Consider the following 17977-nt stretch of genomic DNA (forward strand, 5'->3'; position numbering starts at 1 on the left):
GCAAGTGCTGCGACGCGGTGGGCGCGCAGGGGTCGGCTGTGATAATGATAGCGCTATCAGAAATTGCGGCTTGCGCCGTGCCTTGGGAGGGGCGGGACATGGGTGATCAGCGATACCAGCGGCGGCCGTGCGGGGCACGGGCATGAGCGTGGAAGCCGCCGCCGGCATACCGGCAAGCCGTCCGGGCGGGCGCTACCGCTGGCGCGTCTGCGCGATGCTGCTGGCCGCCACCACCATCAACTACATCGACCGGCAGGTGCTGGGCGTGCTGGCGCCGTTCCTGCAGGACGAGATCGGCTGGAACGAGATCCAGTACGGCTACATCGTCACCGCGTTCCAGGCCGCCTACGCGATCGGCCTGCTGTGCGCCGGCGCGATCATCGACAAGCTCGGCACCCGCATCGGCTACGCGATCGCCATCGCCGTGTGGAGCGTGGCGGCGATGAGCCATGCGCTGGCGGCCACCGTCGTCGGCTTCATCCTCGCCCGCTTCTTCCTCGGCCTGGGCGAGGCCGGCAACTTCCCGGCGGCGATCAAGACCGTGGCCGAGTGGTTCCCGCGCCGCGAACGCGCGTTCGCCACGGGCATCTTCAACTCCGGCTCCAACATCGGCGCGATCGTGGCCCCGCTGATGGTGCCGATCGTGGCCGTGGCCTGGGGCTGGCAGGCCGCGTTCCTGGTCACCGGCGTGCTCAGCGCCACGTGGCTGGCGACCTGGCTGCTGTGGTACCGCGCGCCGGAGCAGCAGCCGCGCCTGTCTTCGAGCGAACTGCAGTGGATCCGCAGCGACCCGCCCGAGACGGCGGTGCGCGTGCCATGGGCGCGGATCGTGCGCTTCCGCCAGGCCTGGGCGTTCGTCGCCGCCAAGTTCCTCACCGATCCGATCTGGTGGTTCTTCCTGTTCTGGCTGCCGAAGTTCCTGCACTCCGAGTACGGCCTGACCCTGACCGGGCTGGGCCTGCCGCTGGTCGTGATCTTCGTGATGGCCGACGTCGGCAGTATCGCCGGTGGCTGGCTGGCCGGCCGCTTCATCAAGCTCGGCTGGAGCGTGAACCGCGCGCGCAAGGGCGCCATGCTGGTGTGCGCGCTGTGCGTGGTGCCGATCGTCTTCGCCGTCCGCGCCGACAACCTGTGGGTCGCGGTGGCGCTGATCGGCCTGGCCACCGCCGGCCACCAGGGCTGGTCGGCCAACGTGTTCACCCTGACCTCGGACATGTTCCCGCGCCACGCGGTCGGCTCGGTGGTGGGCATGGGCGGCTTCGCCGGCGCGGTGGGCGGCATGATGATCGCCACCTTCGTCGGCTTCCTGCTGCACACCACCGGCAGCTACGTGCCGGTGTTCCTGATGGCCGGTTCGGCCTACCTGGTCGCGCTGCTGGTGGTGCATCTGCTCGCGCCGCGGCTGGAACCGGCACGGCTGGAAACCATTCCGCAGGAGCGGCCGGCCGCCTGAGCCAGGCCTGCGTGCCCGCGGGCACGCAGGCGATCCTGGCCGCGGCGCACTCGTGCGTCGCGGCCCCGAACGTTACGAGAGTCCATATAGATGACCCGACCTGTCCTTGCCCTGCTGCTGTGTGTCCTCGTCCTGCCGGGTGCGGCGCACGCCAGCACTGACTGCCGCGCGCCGGCAGCCGTCTGCGAGGCCCGCATCGCGGGTGGCCTGGCCCTGATCGAGCGCGGCACACCGCTGCCGGTGCTGGTGGAGGAAGACGACTTCGCCGCCGTGCGGCACGCCGCCGAGGCATTGCGCGGCGACCTGGCCGCCGTCGCCGGCAAGCCCGCGGTCGGCTCGGCGGCACCGCGCATGGCGGTCATCGCCGGCACCCTGGGCCACAGCGCGCGCATCGACCGGATCGTGCGCGAAAAGGCGATCGACACCACCGGCGTGGCCGGCACCTGGGAGGCCTATCTGCTGCAGGTGGTCGAAAAGCCCGAACCGGGCATCGACCGCGCCCTGCTGGTGGTCGGTGCCGACCGCCGCGGCACCGCCTTCGGCCTGTACGAGATCTCGCGCCGGGCCGGCGTCTCGCCCTGGACCTGGTGGGCCGACGTGCCGCCGCCGCGGCATTCCAGCCTGTACGTGGCGCCGGGGCGCTTCGTCGATGCGCCGAAGGTGAAGTACCGCGGCATCTTCATCAACGACGAGGACCCGGCCCTCGGCGGCTGGCTCAAGGCCCACTACGGCGGCGTCGCCGACCACCGCTTCTACGAGCGCGTGTTCCAGCTGTTGCTGCGCCACAAGGCCAACTACCTGTGGCCGGCGATGTGGCTTCCGCGCGCGTTCTACGACGACGATGCACTCAACGCGGCCACCGCCGACGAGTACGGCATCGTCATCGCCACCACCCACCACGAGCCGATGATGCGCGCCCACGACGAGTGGAACCGCTACGGCAAGGGCCCATGGGACTACACCCGCAACGCAGAAACGCTGCAGGCGTTCTGGCGCGGCGGCATCGAGCGCCTGCAGGGGCGCGAGGCGGTGGTGACCCTGGGCATGCGCGGCGACGGCGACGAGGCGATGGCCGAGGGCACCGCGACCGCGCTGCTGGAGCGGATCGTCGCCGACCAGCGGCGGATCATCGCCGAGGTCACCGGCAAGCCGGCCGAGCAGACCCCGCAGGTGTGGGCGCTGTACAAGGAAGTGCAGGACTACTTCGACGCCGGCATGCGCGTGCCCGACGATGTCATCCTGCTGTTCGCCGACGACAACTGGGGCAACATCCGCCGCCTCCCCGACCCGGCCAGCCGGCGCCCGGGCGGCTACGGCGTGTACTACCACTTCGACTACGTCGGCGGACCGCGCAACTACAAGTGGATCAACTCCACCCAGGTCGAGCGCGCCTGGGAGCAGATGCGGCTGGCCTGGGCGCACGGCGTGGAGCGGCTGTGGGTGGTCAATGTCGGCGACATCAAGCCGATGGAACTGCCGATCAGCGCGTTCCTCGACCAGGCCTGGGACCCGGATGCGGCGGACCTGGACTGGATCGGCCGCTATCCGGTCGCCTGGGCCGCCGAGCAGTTCGGTCCGCAGCATGCCAAGGCCATCGGCGAGATCCTCACCCGCTACACCCAGTACAACGCGCGCCGCAAGCCGGAACTGATCTCGCCCGACACCTGGAGCCTGATCCACGAGCGCGAGGCCGAGCGCGTGCTGGCCGGCTGGGACGCGCTGGTCGAGCGCACGCTGGAGACCGGCCGGCGGATCCCCGCCGGCCACCGCGACGCCTGGTACCAGCTGGTCGAGTACCCGGTGCTGGCCAGCGCCAACCTCAACCACCTGCACGTGGCGGTGGCGCGCAACCGCCTGTACGCGGCACAGGGTCGGGCCTCGGCCAACGCCTGGGCGGACAAGGCGCGGGAGTTGTTCGCACGTGACGCCGAACTGCAGCGGGTGTACGAGCAGGACATCGCCGGCGGCAAGTGGACCAGCATGATGGCGCAGCCGCGGATCGGCTACACCCACTGGCAATCGCCGCAGCGCAACGTCCTTCCGTACCTGTCCAGGGTCGACGTGCCCGAGAAGGGCGTGCTCGGCGTGGCGGTCGAGGGCGACGCGCGCGCCTTCCCCTACCCGCTGCACGGACCGCGGCTGCCCGAGCTCGACCCGGTCGCAGCGCCCACGCGCGAGGTGGTGGTGTTCAACCGTGGCCGCCAGCCGATCGGCTTCACCGCCGGCAGCAGGACGCCGTGGCTGAAGGTCTCGCCGGCGTCCACCGAGGTCAGCGACGCGGTGCCGCTGGGCATCACGGTCGACTGGAACGCGCTGCCCGAGGGCCGGCATGAGGGCCAGATCCAGATACGCGGCAAGGACTGGACCGAGGTCACCGTCACCGTGCCGGTACACAAGCCGCCGGCGCACCGCGGTGCCCGCGGCTTCGTCGAAGGCAATGGCGTGGTCGCCATCGAGGCGCAGCACTACAGCCGCGCCGTGGCCCCGGCCGGTGGCCAGTGGCAGGTGGTCCCGCACCTGGGCCGCACCCTGTCCGGCGTGACCGCATGGCCGGCCACCGGCGCACCGGCAACGCCCGGCGGCGGGAGCGCGCATCTGGAATACCCGCTGGTGATGGACGATGAAGGCGAAGTCGAGGTACGCGTGGTGATGTCGCCGACGCTGGACATCCACCACCGCGGCGGCCTGCGCTACGCCGTCTCCATCGGCGACGAAGCGCCGCAGGCGGGCAGCATGCGCCTGGATCCGACCCCCGGCGATCGCGACTTCCGCGCCTGGGAAGCGGCGGTGATCGACAACTCGCATGCGTCCGTTTCGCGCCACCGGGTGCGCGCCGGCGCCAACACGCTCAAGCTGTGGCTGGTCGACCCGGGCCTGGTGTTCCAGCGCATCGAAGTCGTGCGCCGCCCGCTGCCGCCCACCACCCTCGGCCCGGTCGAAAGCACCCGTCGCTGAGCGCCACCCACGCTTACCCGCACACCCAACCCGGTCTCGCCGCCATGAACGACGCCAAGCCCCTGGCACTGCACCCCGACCGCCTGTTCCCGTCCGATCCTACGCAACGGATGATCGCGCGCCGGCTGTACCTGCAGGTGGCCGGGCTGCCGATCGTCAGTCCGCACGGCCACACCGACCCGGCCTGGTTCGCGCAGGACGAGGCCTTCGCCAACGCCACCGAACTGTTGCTGGTGCCGGACCACTACGTGTTCCGCATGCTCTACAGCCAGGGCGTGCCGCTGGACGCGCTGGGCATCCCGCGCGCGGACGGTTCGCGCGCCGCGGTCGACCCGCGCGCGGCCTGGCGGACCTTCGCCGACCGCTTCCACCTGTTCCGCGGCACGCCGTCGTCGATGTGGCTCAACCATGTCTTCCACGACGTGTTCGGCCTGCGCGTGCGCCTGGACGCCGGCACCGCCGACGAGTACTACGACACCATCACCGCCGCGCTGCAAACCCCGCAGTTCCGCCCGCGCGCGCTGTTCGAGCGCTTCGGCATCGAGGTGATCGCCACCACCGAATCGCCGCTGGACCCGCTGGACCACCACGCGGTGATCCGCGCCAGCGGCTGGAAGGGCAAGGTCATCACCGCCTACCGGCCCGACCCGGTGGTCGATCCCGAGCACGAGCAGTTCCCCGATGCGTTGCGCCGCTTCGGCGAGATCACCGGCGAGGACGTGCACAGCTGGGAAGGCTACCTGCGCGCGCACCGCCAGCGCCGCGCATTCTTCGCCTCGATGGGTGCCACTTCCAGCGACCACGGCCACCCGACCTGCGCCACCGCCGACCTGTCGCCGGCCGAGGCGCGGGTGCTGTTCGCCAAGGTCGTGTCCGGGCGCTCCACCCCGGACGAGGCCGAGCTGTTCCGCGCCCAGGTGCTGACCGAGATGGCGGCGATGAGCCTGGACGACGGGCTGGTGATGCAGATCCACCCGGGCTGCTACCGCAACCACAACCGCGGGCTGTTCGAGCGCTACGGCCGCGACAAGGGCGCCGACATCCCGCTGCGCACCGAGTACGTGCACGCGCTCAAGCCGCTGCTGGACCGCTTCGGCAACGAGCCGCGCTTCACCCTGATCCTGTTCACCCTGGACGAGAGCACCTATTCGCGCGAGCTGGGCCCGCTGGCCGGGCACTACCCGTGCCTGTTCCTCGGCCCGGCCTGGTGGTTCCACGACGCGCCCGAGGGCATGTGGCGCTTCCGCGAGCAGACCCTGGCGACGGCCGGCTTCTACAACACCATCGGCTTCAACGACGATACCCGCGCGTTCCTGTCGATCCCGGCCCGGCACGACGTGGCCCGGCGCATCGACTGCGCGGTGCTGGCCAAGCTGGTGGCCGAGCACCGGATCGACGAGGACGAGGCCACCGACGTGGCCATCGACCTGGCCTACCACCTGCCCAAGCGTGCCTACCGGCTGTGAGCATGCGCTCTCCTGTAGGAGCCCGTTCATGGGCGACACGGGCGTCGGAGCCATGAGGGAGTCGCCTGTGCCGGCGTGGCGTGTCGCCGATGAATCGGCTCCTACAAAAGGTCATCCGGCTCTCACCGCCTTCCGCGGCCTGCGGCGCATGGCCCTGCTCCTGGCCCTACCCCTCCTTGCCTCGGCTCTCCTCGTCGTCCCAGCTTCCGCCCGCGAGCAGATCCGCCTCGATACCGGCTGGCGCTTCCACCGCGGCGACCCGCCGGGCATCGACGGTCGCCTGGACTATGACGTACGCCCGGAGATCGTGCAGAGCGCCGACGGCAAGGACGCCGATGCGCGTCCCGACGAAGCGGTGAAGACCGACGCTGCGCGCCCGGTGCTCGAGCCGTGGATCCTGCCCACCGCCAACGCCTTCATCGCCGACCCGGCGCAACACCACGCGCGCCCGTCCGGCGATCCGGGCAGCGACGTGGCCTTCGTCCAGGCCGCGTTCGACGACAGCGGCTGGGAGGCGGTCACCCTGCCGCACGACTGGGCCATCGCCGGCCCGTTCATCGCCGAAGGCCCCTACGGCGGCATGGGCCGCCTGCCGAGCTGGGGCGTGGGCTGGTACCGGCGCACGCTGGATATTCCCGCCGCCATGGCCGCGCGCTCGGTGTTCCTGGACGTCGGCGGCGCGATGTCCTATGCCACGGTCTGGCTCAATGGCCGCCTGGTCGGCGGCTGGCCCTACGGCTACAACTCCTGGCGCGTGGACCTCACGCCCTACCTCGACTTCGGCGGAACCAACCAGCTCGCCATCCGCCTGGACAACCCGCCCGAATCGGCGCGCTGGTATCCCGGCGGCGGCCTGTACCGCGACCTGTGGCTGACCATCGCCGACCCGGTCCATGTCGGCCAGTGGGGCACGTACGTCACCACTACCGATGTCTCGGCCAAGGCCGCGACGGTGAACCTGCGCGTGGACGTGGACAACGCCGGCGACCGCAAGGCGCGGGTGCAGGTCGCCACCGACATCTTCGCCCTCGACGACGCCGGCGCCGTGTCCGGCAAGCCCGTCGCCCGCATCGCGCCGCAGCGGCTCGAGGTCGCCGCGGGTTCCAGCGCGCGCCTGCAGTCCTCCACCCGGATCGAGCGTCCGCGCCTGTGGGGCCCGCCGCCGACCCAGCAGCCGCACCGCTACCTCGCCGTCACCACCCTCGCGCGCGGCGGCCGCACCATCGACCGCTACGAGACCCGTTTCGGCATCCGCGACGTGCACTGGGACCCGGACCGCGGCGTCCTCGTCAACGGCGAGCACATCCCGCTGCGCGGGGTGAACCAGCACCACGACCTCGGCGCGCTGGGCGCCGCGTTCAACCTCCGCGCGGCCGAACGCCAGCTGGAGATCCTGCGCGGCATGGGCGTCAACGCAATCCGGATGGCGCACAACCCACCCGACCCGCAACTGCTCGAACTCACCGACCGCATGGGTTTCCTGGTCGTGGACGAGGTGTTCGACTCCTGGGAAAGGAAGAAGACGCCGCTGGACTTCCATCGGATCTTCCCGGAGTGGCACGAGGCCGACCTGCGTTCGATGATCCGCCGCGACCGCAACCACCCGTCGGTGATCCTGTGGAGCGTGGGCAACGAGGTCGGCGAGCAGTACGACGGCGAGGCCGGCGCTGCGCTCGGCCGCCGCCTGGCCGCGATCGCGCGCGAAGAGGATCCGACCCGCCCCACCACCGCGTCGATGAACTGGGCCAAGGCCGACATGCCCTTCCCCGCCGCCTTCGACGTGGTCAACCTCAACTACCAGGGCGAGGGCATCCGCCAGGAGGCCGAGTTCGAAGGCACCGAGCGGATCCGCACGCCGCCGTCGTACCCGGCGTTCCGCGCCGCGTTCCCGGACAAGGTGATCATCGGCAGCGAGACCGCCTCGGCCTTCAGCAGCCGCGGCATCTACCTGTTCCCGGTCTCGCCGCTGGCCAGCGCGCCGGTGCGCGACGGCCGCGGCGGCGATTCGAGGATCCGCCATGTCAGCAGCTACGAGCTGCACGCGGTGGACTTCGGCTCCACCGCCGACAAGGTGTTCGCCACCCTCGACCGGCATCCGTACGTGGCCGGCGAGTTCGTCTGGAACGGCTTCGACTACCTGGGCGAACCGACCCCGTACTACGACTCGCGCAGTTCCTACAGCGGCATCGTCGACCTCGCCGGCTTCCCCAAGGACCGCTACTTCCTCTACCAGTCGCGCTGGCGCCCGGACCTGCCGATGGCACACCTGCTGCCGCACTGGACCTGGCCCGGCCGCGAGGGCCAGGTCACGCCGGTGCACGTGTTCACCTCCGGCGACGAGGCCGAACTGTTCGTCAACGGCGTCTCGCAGGGGCGCAAGCGGAAGGGACCGTACGAGTACCGGCTGCGCTGGGACGAGGTGGTGTACCAACCGGGCGAACTGCACGTGCAGGCGTACCGCGACGGCCGGCCCTGGGCCGGCGACACCGTCCGCACCGCGGGTCCGCCGGCGAAGCTCGAGCTGACGGTCGACCGCGACCGCATCGCCGCCGACGGCCGCGACCTGGCGTTCGCCACCGTGCGCTTCCTCGACGGCGACGGCCATCCGGTGCCGACCGCCACCGAGCGCATCGTCTTCCGCGTCGATGGCCCCGGCGAGGTCGTCGCCACCGACAATGGCGATCCGACCGACCTGACGCCGTTTCCTTCGCACGAGCGCAATGCCTTCAGTGGGCTGGCGCTGGCGATCGTGCGTGGCGTGCCCGGGCAGGCCGGCACGGTGACGCTGCATGCCGGTTCCGGGTCGCTGCAGGGTGCGAGTGTCGACATCACCACACTGGCCGTTCCGGCGGCGGAGTAAGCCAATCGGAAAAAAGGCACAATCTGGAAGCGGCAAGTGCTCCTCCCTTCCCCCTCCGGGACTAGGTGCCCTCGGGGTAGAAGGTGCCCGAAGGGCGGATGAGGGTACGGCGGAGCGACGCATGCCTGGACCGCCGCAACCTCACCGAACCCTCTCCCCAACCCCTCTCCCGGAGGGAGAGGGGCTTCAAAGCGGGGCAGGTCGAAAATAATCGCCTGCTGTCGCCCGGCAAGCCATCAGTTCCCCAGTTGATGCAATGAACAGGACCCTCCCCATGCGCACTCCCCTCCTCGCCCTGGCCGCCGCCCTCGCCCTGGCGCTCCCCGCCAAGGCCGCCGACCGCCCCACCACGCTCAAGGACGCCTTCGCCGACGCTTTCCTGCTCGGCACCGCGGTCAACGACGACATCGTTTCCGGCCGCGACGCCCGCGCCCAGGCCCTGGTGCCGCTGCACTTCAACTCGATCACCGCCGAGAACGTGATGAAGGCCGAGGTGATCAACCCGCAGCCGGATACCTGGGACTTCGCCGCCGCCGACGCCTTCGTCGCCTTCGGCGAGAAGCACGGCATGTTCATCGTCGGCCACACCCTGGTCTGGCACAACCAGACTCCGGACTGGTTCTTCTTCGGCGCCGACGGCACGCCGGTGGGACGCGAGGCGCTGGCCGAGCGCATGCGCCAGTACATCGAGCAGGTCGCCGGCCGCTACACCGGCCGTGTCCACGCTTGGGACGTGGTCAACGAAGTCATGGGCGAGGACGGCCAGTACCGGCCGACCAAGTGGGTCGAGGGCATCGGCGACGGCGACGAACTGGTGAAGCTGGCCTTCCGCTTCGCCAGCCAGTACGCGCCCGATGCCGAGCTGTACTACAACGACTTCAACGCCTGGCGCCCGGAGAAGCGCGACGGCATCGTGCGCATGGTCAGGATGCTGCAGGATGCCGGCATCCGCATCGACGGCATCGGCATGCAGGGCCACTGGGGCCTGAACTACCCGGCCACCGCCGACATCGAGGCGGCGATCGACGCCTACGCCGCGCTCGGGGTCAAGGTGATGATCACGGAACTGGACGTGGACGTGCTGCCGCTGACCAGGGAAGGCCAGATCATCGGCCAGGGCATGGCCCATCCGCAGTTCCAGCTGCCGGAGTTCAAGCGCTTCCTCGACCCGTATCCGGACGGCCTGCCGGCCGAAGTGCAGAAGCGACTGGCCGACCGCTACGCCGAACTGTTCCGTATCTTCCATGGACGCCGCGACCGGATCGACCGGGTCAGCATCTGGGGCGTGCACGATCCCATGTCATGGAAGAACGACTACCCGATTCCGAACCGCACCAACTATCCACTGCTGTTCGACCGGCAGTACCGGCCGAAGCCGGCCTTCGACGCCGTGCTGGCGGTTCCGTTCGAGTAGGGCCCCAAGGTGGGATAGTGCTGCCGCGTTCGCGCGGCAGCGTCAGCCGGGACGATCCATCGCGTTACTCGGCGACCAGCGTCAACGGCACGGGTTCTTCTCCCCGGAGTACGACCAGGTCGAGCCTGTCGCCAGGCTTGACCTTGCCCATCGCCGCGAAGAACTTGCGGCCCGAGCTTCCCGCCACCGGCTCGCCATTGAGCCGCTCCACCACGTCGCCGACCCTCATCCCCGCCCGTTCGGCCGGCGAAGCCGACGCCACGTCGGTCACCACGATCTGCTTGAGCCTGGCATCCAGGAGCGACCGGTCCGGCGGTCACGCTGACGGTGAAGCCGAGCCTGCCATCGCGCGCATGCGCCAGCGGCATGAGGAACAGGCCCACGACCAGGATCAGGACGAAACGCGCGGCTGTTTTCATCAGAGGGTTGTCCTTGGCAGATTGGCGGATTCGATCCCGGCCTTGGTTGCACGGCTGCAACCCGGCTCGTCAGCGCAGGATCTTCTCGATCGCCCTTCCCTTTGCAAGTTCGTCGACCAGCTTGTCGAGGTAGCGGATCTGCCGCATCAGCGGGTCATCGACCTCCTCCACGCGAACGCCGCACACCACGCCCTTGATGAGCAACCTGTTCGGATGGAGTGCAGGCGCCTCGGCGAAGAAGGTCGCAAGATCGCTTTCCTCCTCGATCTGTCGCTGCAGCCCCGCCTGGCTATAGCCGGTCAACCAGCAGATGACCTGGTCGACCTCCTCCCGGGTGCGGTTCTTGCGCTCCACCTTCTGCACGTACAGCGGATATATCTTCGAGAACTTCGCCTTGAAGATGCGATGGTCGGCCATCACCTGCCCTCCCATGAACCGGACTGCGAGCATGCCGTCCCCTGGCATCCCAACGCCTGCATCAAGTCGGTGTCATTGCGATGCGGCCTGTTGCAGGAGCGCCTTGATCGCCGGGCTGGCGCAGGCCGCGGCATCCCTGACCTTGACGTGGCGCATCTCCTTGCCGGTTCCCTCCAACAGGTCCTCGGGATCGACCAGCGAAGCGCCATGGTAGAAGCCCAAGGTCGCATGGCTCCTGGTGCTCTGCAGATAGCAGAACAAACCACGGGCGGTCGAATAGCACGGCCGGCTCCACTTGAACTCCTCGACAACGTCGGACTGCAGGGACTTCACCAGTTCCCGCAATGCCGACAAGGTCGACTGCTGGGCCACCGGAACAGCCGCGAACCAGGCGTCCAATTCTTGCTGCGACATGGGTTCGACTCCTTGTGCTTCCCGAGCTGACCATGGACCGGCCTTTGGACAAGAAGCATCTAATCGCCCCTCGCTCCGACACAAACACCACCGCGGGTACCCATGATACGGGATCGCATGCATGGACAAGGCGCTGCAGGACACCGGTATCCACATCGATGGAATCGGCATGCAAGGCCACTGGCCTGGACTACCCGGCCACCGCCGACATCGAGGCGGCGATCGACACCTATGCCACGCTCCGGATCAAGGTGATGATCACCGAGCTGGACGTGGATGTGCTACTGCCACGCCAGCGATCTAGTCAACGCACCATCCATCCCCGACCCTTCCTTCGCGTATCTCCGACCAGCAACCATCCAGGTGGTCGTCGCGCTGGCACTGCCCGGCGCTCATTGAGCCGAATGGAAGGTCGCTTTCATGGACCAGGCATTTCCCCAGGCAATCCGAACTATCGGAACACACTTCGCCGGCATCGGCGAACGGAATGGCACACACCGGCGTTCCGAACATGCCGAAGGCGCGAATGTGCCCGCCTTTGGCCAGGCAAGCGGGCTGGTCGATCCTGGCAAGTGCAACCGCGCGATCGTGCTCGGCCTGCGACTGCATCCGATGATCACGCCAGGATTGACAGCTGGTGCCGAGCAGAAGCACCAGTACAGCCGCCAGTAGCCGCACTCCCCGCATGATCCCTGCATCCAGGTTTTGATGCGCCGCGATGCCGCGCCGGCTCGAATGAACAACTGCCGGCACTCAGGCCACGTACTTCATGACAAGCGAGCCAAGCGCGAGCACGGCGCCGACGACAAGCGCAGGATTTGCATTCCTGAACGAACCATAGGCCATGAGAGCGAAACCGGCAGCCCCGACCAGACTACGAATGCCTTGCCCGTAGAACGCGAAGTCCAGAATGTTCACGGCTGCAAACAGGACAAATACAACCACGAATACCTTGTTGCTGGTGGCCATCATCAGGTCTCCCATTCCGTCAGTTGAGTGCCAACGCCCGAGCCAATCCGGCTCGCCAAGCGGATTCTTCCTGCATGAATGATCGGGCGAAACCTTCACGCTCCCAGCCGACCTGCGAAACAGCCGACCTGAAGGAGCTGTTGGACCGCCCTTACCGGAGAAGCTTGGCTACGCACTGGCCAAACGCCGCGCTCTCATCCGTGCGGTCCACTTCGGTGCCGTCGGAGACCGACATCTCGCCAGACAGCTTCGGTGCGGCCCCGGTAGCATCGACGCTGCCAGTGATCTCGAAGGTGTAGACCTTCCCTTGCGGCAAGAGCACCGCGCATTGCTCGAAAGTTGACGGAGCAGACTGGGACGCAATAGCCGTGGAAACGGCCGCGATGATGATGCCGGTTGCCGCGATGGCGGTAGCAACTAGGATGCGCATGAATCCTCCTGCCAGTGAAATCACGATACTGCCGTGGAGCAGCCCGACACCTGAACCAAGCCGTGTCGGGAAATGCCCCCTCGAACGGGGCGCGGTCATGGCCGTGATTGGCTCAACTCTTCCAGAACGGCCCATTTCCCGCCGTTGCAGGAACCCACAAGAATGGAAATCGGGCTGGAGTACCCCTTGAGCACCGAGTAGCGGATGGCGGCGATCCGGACATTGCTGCCCTCGGCGTTGAACTCGATATCCGAATAGGTGTTGTGGTCACCCCTGGCCTTTGCCAGCGGCATGGCCGTCCGGATGAGCTCCTTGTACTTTGGAGCGGGCAGCTCGAGGGTCCGCTGCTGGCCATCCGGATACATGCGCACATTGCGGATGATTGCCGTGTCGCAATACAGGTCGGCCACGGCCGGGTCGAAAGCCCGTGCACGGGCCTGGTACTCGGCAAATACCTGTTGCGCCCTGGCCTCGCTGGCGTGCGCCGGAATGCCGGCGGAGAGCAGGCAGGCAAGGACCGCGATCGTCGATCTCATGGGGTTACCACTCGGTGGAATGACGGCCAACCATCGGATACCTGCTGTCGTGGCGCCGAGTATGCATGCCCCGTCGCCGACCGCAACATTGCGCCTCCCGCCGCCCGATGGGCGATCGGGGCTACGCTCCCGGCCGGTTCCGGCCTCGTCTCCTCAACCCAGCACCAGGTCCAGCACCAGCACTCCCGCCAGGCCGATGATCGAGATCACCGTCTCCATCACCGTCCACGACAGGAAGGTCTGCTTCATCGACAGGTTGAAGAACTCCTTGAACATCCAGAACGCCGAGTCGTTGACGTGCGAGCCGAACACGCTGCCGGCGCCCACCGCCAGCACCGCCAGTTCGGGCGACACGCCGGAGGTGGCCAGCAGCGGCGCGACCACGCCGGCGGCGGTGATCCCGGCTACGGTGGCCGAGCCGATCATCACCCGCAGCATCGCCGTCACCAGCCAGGCGAACACCAGCGGCGGCATGTTCCAGGCCGTGCTCAGGGCGGCGATGTAGTCGCCGGTGCCGCTGTCGACCAGCACCTGCTTGAACACGCCGCCGGCGGTGATGATCAGCAGGATCACGGCGATGCCGGAGATGGCGGCGTTGAGCCAGCGCGTCTGGGTCCCGAAGTCGACCTTGCGGCGCACGCCGAACTGCCAGAACCCCGCCAGCACCGACAGCAGTAGCGCGATCGTGGGGCTGCCGACGAACAGCAGCGCCGATTTCGCCACGCCGTCGGCCAGCAGGCTGTCGGCCAGCACCGAGACGCTGATCAGGATCACCGGCATCAGGGCGATCACGAACGAGGGCCAGGCCCCGGGCAGTTGCTTCGGCGCACCGCTTTCCGAGGCGAAGATGTCCGGCACCGGCGGATTGATCGCCTTCATCCAGCGGCTCAGGAACGGACCGGCCACGATCACCGCCGGGATCGCGATGACGATGCCGTAGAGCAGGACCACGCCCATGTCGGCGCCGAAGGCGTTGACCAGCACCACCGGCCCGGGATGCGGCGGCAGGAAGCAGTGGGTGGTGCTGAGCGAGGCCACGGTGGGGATGGCGATGTACAGCAGCGGCAGCCCGGTCTTGCGCGCCAGGGTCAGCACCAGCGGCACCAGGATGATGAAGCCGGCGTTGTAGTACAGCGGGATGCCGACCAGGAAGCCGGTCAGCAGCATCGCCCACTGGATGTTGCGCTCGCCGAAGCAGCCGATCAGGGTGGCGGCGATCTTCTCCGCCGCCCCGCTCTCCTCCAGGATCTTGCCCAGCACCGCGCCCAGGCAGATCACCAGGGCCAGACCGCCCAGGGTGCTGCCGACGCCGGCGTCGATGGTCTTGAGCAGCTGCTCGGGCGACATGCCCAGGCACAGGCCGGCGAGGATCGCCACCAGCAGCAGCGACAGGAACGGGCTGACCTTGCGCGCGGTCAGGAAGATCTGCAGGGCGATGGCGGCGATGATGACGAGGATCGGGGACATCGGGTCACGTCCTGTCGCGGTGGAAGGGGTGCGCCCGCAGCGGGCAACGGCAAGGCGGCGGCCCGGCGCGCGCCATGTCAGCCCGGCCCGCCGCCGCGCTTGCGCGCCAGCGCCTCGCGGCCGGCGCGCAGCGTCTCGATGATCGCGTCGGCGTCGTAGACGCATCCGGCCCAGGTACCGCCGCCGGCTTCCTGCAGCGCGGCCCACAGCCGGGTGTCGTCCGGCAGCCGCGGGTGCGCGGCGATCGCCGGATGCGGTTCGCGCGCGGCCAGCAGCGCCGCGGCCTGCTGCGGGTCGAGCGGGCGTTGCGGGTCGGCGCCGACGAAGTCGATGCGGCCCTGCAGGGTGTTGCGGTCGATCTCGATCCGGATCACGTCGCCGTCGCGCAGCCGCCCGATCGGCCCGCCGGCCAGCGCCTCCGGGCCGACGTGGCCGACGCAGGCGCCGGTGGACACGCCGGAGAAGCGCGCGTCGGTGAGTACCGGCACGTGCTTGCCCCAGGGCAGGTACTTCAGCGCCGAGGTGAGCTGGTAGGTCTCCTCCATGCCGGTGCCGGCCGGCCCGCAGCCGGCGAGCACGACCACGTCGCCGGCGCGCAGCGCGTCCTCGCCCTTGCTCTTGATCGCGCGGATCGCCTCGTGCTCGGAGGCGAACACGCGCGCCGGCCCGGTGTGGCGGTAGACATTGTCGGCATCGACCACCGATGGATCGATGGCGGTGGCCTTGATCACCGAGCCGTCGGGCGCGAGGTTGCCGACCGGGAACACCAGCGCGCTGGTCATCCCGGCCGCGCGCGCCGCGTCCGGGCCCATGATGACGTGACCCGGGTCGATCCCGTCGAGCTCGCGCAGGCGCGCGCGGGCGGCGGCGCGGGTGGCGCTGCCTTCCCACCAGGCCAGGTTCTCACCGAGCGTCCGGCCGCTGACGGTCGGCACGTCCAGGTGCAGCAGGCCCATGTCGCGCAGGTGCAGCATCACCTCGGGCACGCCGCCGGCCATGAACACCTGCACGGTGGGATGGTGGCGCGGGCCGTTGGGCAGCGCGTCGACCAGCCGCGGGGTGGCGCGGTTGGCGGCGATCCAGTCCTGCACGGTCGGTCGCGCCACGCCGGCGGCGTGGGCGATCGCCGGCACGTGCAGCAGCAGGTTGGTGGAACCGCCGAAGGCCGCGTGCACCAGCAGCGCGTTCTCCACCGCCTGGCGGGTCAGGATCGCCGACAGCGGCGTGCCGTCCTGCGCCAGCCGCATCAGTGCCAGCGCCGAGCGTCGTGCCATGTCGGCCCACACCGGCTCGCCCGAGGGCGCCAGCGCGCTGTGCGGCAGCGCGATCCCCAGCGCCTCGGCGATCACCTGCGCGGTCGCCGCGGTGCCCAGGAACTGGCAGCCGCCGCCGGGCGAGCCGCAGGCGCGGCAGCCCATCGCCGCGGCGTGCTCCAGGTCGATTAGGCCATGGGCGAAGCGCGCGCCGATGGTCTGCACCTTGCCCGCGTCCTCGGCGCCGCGCGCCGGCAGGGTCACGCCGCCGGGCACGATCACGCCGGGCAGGTCGCCGCAGCCGGCCAGCGCCAGCATCATCGCCGGCAGGCCCTTGTCGCAGGTGGCCACGCCGAGCACGCCGCGGCGCGTGGGCAGCGAACGGATCAGCCGGCGCATGGCGATGGCCGCGTCGTTGCGGTACGGCAGGCTGTCGAACATGCCGGTGGTGCCCTGGGTGCGGCCGTCGCACGGGTCCGAGCACATCACCGAGAACGGCAGCCCGCCGTGCGCGGCGAAGGTCTCCGCCGCCGCCTGCACCAGCCGGTCGATCTCCCAGTGGCCGGTGTGCAGGCCCAGCGCGACCGGGCGGCCGTCGGCGGCGCGCAGGCCGCCCTGGGTGCTGACGATCAGGTACGGGTCGCGCGCCACTTCGCTAGCGCGCCAGCCCATGCCGGCGTTCTGGGTCAGGCCGAACAGGTCGCCGCTGGGCGCCTCGCGCAGCATCCGCGCGTCGATCGGCAGGTGCCCGTGCGGTCCTTCGCCGGAAGTGCGGGTGGCGGCGATCGGCACGCCATCGCCGAGGATCGCGTCGAGGCCGGCGTCGCGCGCGTTCATTGCACGGGGTTCTCGAGCAGTAGGCCGTCGATGTCGATGCGGACCACGTCGCCGGGCCGCAGGCTGAAGTCCTCGCCGGGCACGACCCCGGTGCCGGTGAACAGGAACGCGCCCTGCGGGAACGCCAGTTCGCGGAACAGGAAGCCGGCCAGTTCGTCCAGGCCGCGCTTGATCTGCGAGGTGCGGGTGTGGCCGGCGAAGGCCGAGGCGCCGTCGCGGACGATGTCCAGCGCGATCGGCAGGTCGCGCATGGTGTCGGCCGCGCACAGGCGGATGCCGGGGCCGATCGCGCAGGCGCCGTCGTAGACCTTGGCCTGCGGCAGGTACAGCGGGTTCTCGCCCTCGATGCTGCGCGAGGAGACGTCGTTGCCGACCGTGTAGCCGCGGATCGCGCCGGCCGCGTCCAGCAGCAGCACCAGCTCCGGCTCGGGCACGTTCCAGCGGCTGTCGCCGCGGATGCGGATGTCCTCGCCGGCGCCACGCACGCGCCAGCCGTTGGCCTTGAAGAACAGTTCCGGCCGCTCGGCCGAATAGACCTTCTGGTAGACGTCCGCGCTCTGCGACTCGGCCTCGCGCGCCAGCCGGCTGCTGAGGTAGGTCACGCCGCTGGCCCAGGCTTCCTGCGTGTCCTCGATCGGCGCCAGCAGCGGCGCGTCCGCCGTGTCGCCACGGGTGGCGTCGGCCAACTGCGCCTGCGCCGTATCCGCCGGCAGCGCCAGCCACTCGCCGAGGATGAAGTCCGCCGGCAAGTAGCGGCCGTCGAGCGCCCACCGCGGGCCGGCAGCGGTGGCATGGCGGGTGAGGTACGCGGGCATGGCGGACTCCAACGGCTGGGAGGGGAAGCACTACATCCGGTGCGGAAGCTCCACCGACTTTGAGGTTGAAGCAACAGCAAGAGCACCCCTCCCCGGCCCTCCCCTTCGCCTGCGGCGAAAGGGAGGGAAAAGACCTGCGGCGGGTTGTCTCTTGCAGGAGCGGGCATGACCGCGACCCGACGCCGTCGGCTCAGGCGACGTCTTCATGATTCCGACGCCCTTGTCGCGGTCATGCCCGCTCCTACGCAAAAAGCCGTGCACCGGTCGTCGCC

At 69.5% G+C, this 17977-nt stretch carries 15 protein-coding genes and 1 pseudogene; 7 read left to right on the top strand and 9 right to left on the bottom strand.

All coding sequences use genetic code 11. From position 1 onward, the window contains the following. The first annotated feature begins 142 nt into the window (after window positions 1–142). The 5 genes from WQ53_RS05850 to WQ53_RS05870 all read left to right on the top strand — a co-directional run bounded on the left by WQ53_RS05850 (window position 143) and on the right by WQ53_RS05870 (window position 10148). Window positions 143–1453, top strand: a complete 1311-nt coding sequence (locus WQ53_RS05850) for an MFS transporter (protein ID WP_052631203.1) — start codon at window positions 143–145, stop codon at window positions 1451–1453. Window positions 1454–1543: 90 nt separating this feature from the next. Then, entirely contained in the window at window positions 1544–4408 is a 2865-nt protein-coding gene (locus WQ53_RS05855) for a glycosyl hydrolase 115 family protein (RefSeq protein ID WP_052631204.1), read from the top strand. Between the two features lie 44 nt (window positions 4409–4452). Next, the gene (gene uxaC / locus WQ53_RS05860; RefSeq protein WP_052631205.1) at window positions 4453–5874 is read left to right on the top strand and encodes a glucuronate isomerase; all 1422 of its coding nucleotides are present in this window, start codon (window positions 4453–4455) and stop codon (window positions 5872–5874) included. Window positions 5875–6022: 148 nt separating this feature from the next. Further along, complete coding sequence (gene galB / locus WQ53_RS05865; RefSeq protein WP_052631206.1) at window positions 6023–8734, top strand: beta-galactosidase GalB; 2712 nt, start codon at window positions 6023–6025, stop codon at window positions 8732–8734. A gap of 274 nt (window positions 8735–9008) precedes the next feature. Further along, a complete protein-coding gene (locus WQ53_RS05870) occupies window positions 9009–10148 on the top strand; it encodes an endo-1,4-beta-xylanase (protein WP_052631207.1) in 1140 nt (379 codons plus the stop codon). Window positions 10149–10212: 64 nt separating this feature from the next. On the opposite strand, the gene WQ53_RS05875 is transcribed toward WQ53_RS05870, so the two are convergent. The 3 genes from WQ53_RS05875 to WQ53_RS05885 form a co-directional block, all read right to left on the bottom strand. Beyond that, window positions 10213–10419, bottom strand: coding sequence for a PDZ domain-containing protein (locus WQ53_RS05875; RefSeq protein WP_158497813.1), 207 nt, complete (start codon window positions 10417–10419; stop codon window positions 10213–10215). A gap of 217 nt (window positions 10420–10636) precedes the next feature. After that, window positions 10637–10984: a DUF2200 domain-containing protein gene (locus WQ53_RS05880; protein WP_052631209.1), complete on the bottom strand. Its 348-nt coding sequence runs from the start codon at window positions 10982–10984 to the stop codon at window positions 10637–10639. Window positions 10985–11056: 72 nt separating this feature from the next. Then, window positions 11057–11398 carry a DUF1801 domain-containing protein gene (locus WQ53_RS05885; protein ID WP_052631210.1) on the bottom strand — a complete coding sequence of 114 codons (342 nt, stop codon included), beginning with the start codon at window positions 11396–11398 and terminating at the stop codon, window positions 11057–11059. A 109-nt stretch (window positions 11399–11507) separates the two neighbouring features. On the opposite strand from WQ53_RS05885, the pseudogene WQ53_RS17240 reads away from it, so the two are divergent. Next, window positions 11508–11682, top strand: a pseudogene (locus WQ53_RS17240) (endo-1,4-beta-xylanase); the annotation flags it as partial. 136 nt (window positions 11683–11818) lie between these two features. Continuing rightward, on the top strand, window positions 11819–12070 hold the full coding sequence (locus tag WQ53_RS16640; protein ID WP_144409237.1) for a hypothetical protein: 252 nt from the start codon (window positions 11819–11821) through the stop codon (window positions 12068–12070). Between the two features lie 81 nt (window positions 12071–12151). Here WQ53_RS16640 and WQ53_RS05890 read toward each other — a convergent pair whose 3' ends face one another. From WQ53_RS05890 to WQ53_RS05915, 6 genes are all read right to left on the bottom strand, one after another. Next, window positions 12152–12370 (bottom strand): hypothetical protein, encoded by a 219-nt coding sequence (locus WQ53_RS05890; protein WP_144409238.1) that lies wholly within the window; start codon window positions 12368–12370, stop codon window positions 12152–12154. A 148-nt stretch (window positions 12371–12518) separates the two neighbouring features. Continuing rightward, window positions 12519–12797, bottom strand: coding sequence for a hypothetical protein (locus tag WQ53_RS05895; RefSeq protein ID WP_052631212.1), 279 nt, complete (start codon window positions 12795–12797; stop codon window positions 12519–12521). Between the two features lie 95 nt (window positions 12798–12892). Next, window positions 12893–13333, bottom strand: a complete 441-nt coding sequence (locus WQ53_RS05900) for a hypothetical protein (protein ID WP_052631213.1) — start codon at window positions 13331–13333, stop codon at window positions 12893–12895. A gap of 153 nt (window positions 13334–13486) precedes the next feature. Then, a complete protein-coding gene (locus WQ53_RS05905; protein WP_052631214.1) occupies window positions 13487–14800 on the bottom strand; it encodes a gluconate:H+ symporter in 1314 nt (437 codons plus the stop codon). Window positions 14801–14877: 77 nt separating this feature from the next. Continuing rightward, window positions 14878–16890: a YjhG/YagF family D-xylonate dehydratase gene (locus WQ53_RS05910; RefSeq protein WP_052631215.1), complete on the bottom strand. Its 2013-nt coding sequence runs from the start codon at window positions 16888–16890 to the stop codon at window positions 14878–14880. Continuing rightward, the gene (locus WQ53_RS05915) at window positions 16887–17705 is read right to left on the bottom strand and encodes a fumarylacetoacetate hydrolase family protein (protein ID WP_052631216.1); all 819 of its coding nucleotides are present in this window, start codon (window positions 17703–17705) and stop codon (window positions 16887–16889) included. The genes WQ53_RS05910 and WQ53_RS05915 overlap by 4 nt, the downstream gene beginning before the upstream one ends. Window positions 17706–17977: the final 272 nt, after the last annotated feature.

Origin of the sequence: Pseudoxanthomonas suwonensis (genome assembly GCF_000972865.1) — a bacterium.
Classification (GTDB): domain Bacteria; phylum Pseudomonadota; class Gammaproteobacteria; order Xanthomonadales; family Xanthomonadaceae; genus Pseudoxanthomonas; species Pseudoxanthomonas suwonensis_B.

What these genes read in the sequence shown, in the direction of transcription:
- WQ53_RS05850 (WP_052631203.1), top strand. Translation starts at nt 143, where the DNA reads ATGAGCGTGGAAGCCGCCGCCGGCATACCGGCAAGCCGTCCGGGCGGG.
- WQ53_RS05855 (WP_052631204.1), top strand. Translation starts at nt 1,544, where the DNA reads ATGACCCGACCTGTCCTTGCCCTGCTGCTGTGTGTCCTCGTCCTGCCG.
- uxaC (WP_052631205.1), top strand. Translation starts at nt 4,453, where the DNA reads ATGAACGACGCCAAGCCCCTGGCACTGCACCCCGACCGCCTGTTCCCG.
- galB (WP_052631206.1), top strand. Translation starts at nt 6,023, where the DNA reads ATGGCCCTGCTCCTGGCCCTACCCCTCCTTGCCTCGGCTCTCCTCGTC.
- WQ53_RS05870 (WP_052631207.1), top strand. Translation starts at nt 9,009, where the DNA reads ATGCGCACTCCCCTCCTCGCCCTGGCCGCCGCCCTCGCCCTGGCGCTC.
- WQ53_RS05880 (WP_052631209.1), bottom strand. Translation starts at nt 10,984, where the DNA reads ATGGCCGACCATCGCATCTTCAAGGCGAAGTTCTCGAAGATATATCCG.
- WQ53_RS05885 (WP_052631210.1), bottom strand. Translation starts at nt 11,398, where the DNA reads ATGTCGCAGCAAGAATTGGACGCCTGGTTCGCGGCTGTTCCGGTGGCC.
- WQ53_RS16640 (WP_144409237.1), top strand. Translation starts at nt 11,819, where the DNA reads ATGGACCAGGCATTTCCCCAGGCAATCCGAACTATCGGAACACACTTC.
- WQ53_RS05890 (WP_144409238.1), bottom strand. Translation starts at nt 12,370, where the DNA reads ATGATGGCCACCAGCAACAAGGTATTCGTGGTTGTATTTGTCCTGTTT.
- WQ53_RS05895 (WP_052631212.1), bottom strand. Translation starts at nt 12,797, where the DNA reads ATGCGCATCCTAGTTGCTACCGCCATCGCGGCAACCGGCATCATCATC.
- WQ53_RS05900 (WP_052631213.1), bottom strand. Translation starts at nt 13,333, where the DNA reads ATGAGATCGACGATCGCGGTCCTTGCCTGCCTGCTCTCCGCCGGCATT.
- WQ53_RS05905 (WP_052631214.1), bottom strand. Translation starts at nt 14,800, where the DNA reads ATGTCCCCGATCCTCGTCATCATCGCCGCCATCGCCCTGCAGATCTTC.
- WQ53_RS05910 (WP_052631215.1), bottom strand. Translation starts at nt 16,890, where the DNA reads ATGAACGCGCGCGACGCCGGCCTCGACGCGATCCTCGGCGATGGCGTG.
- WQ53_RS05915 (WP_052631216.1), bottom strand. Translation starts at nt 17,705, where the DNA reads ATGCCCGCGTACCTCACCCGCCATGCCACCGCTGCCGGCCCGCGGTGG.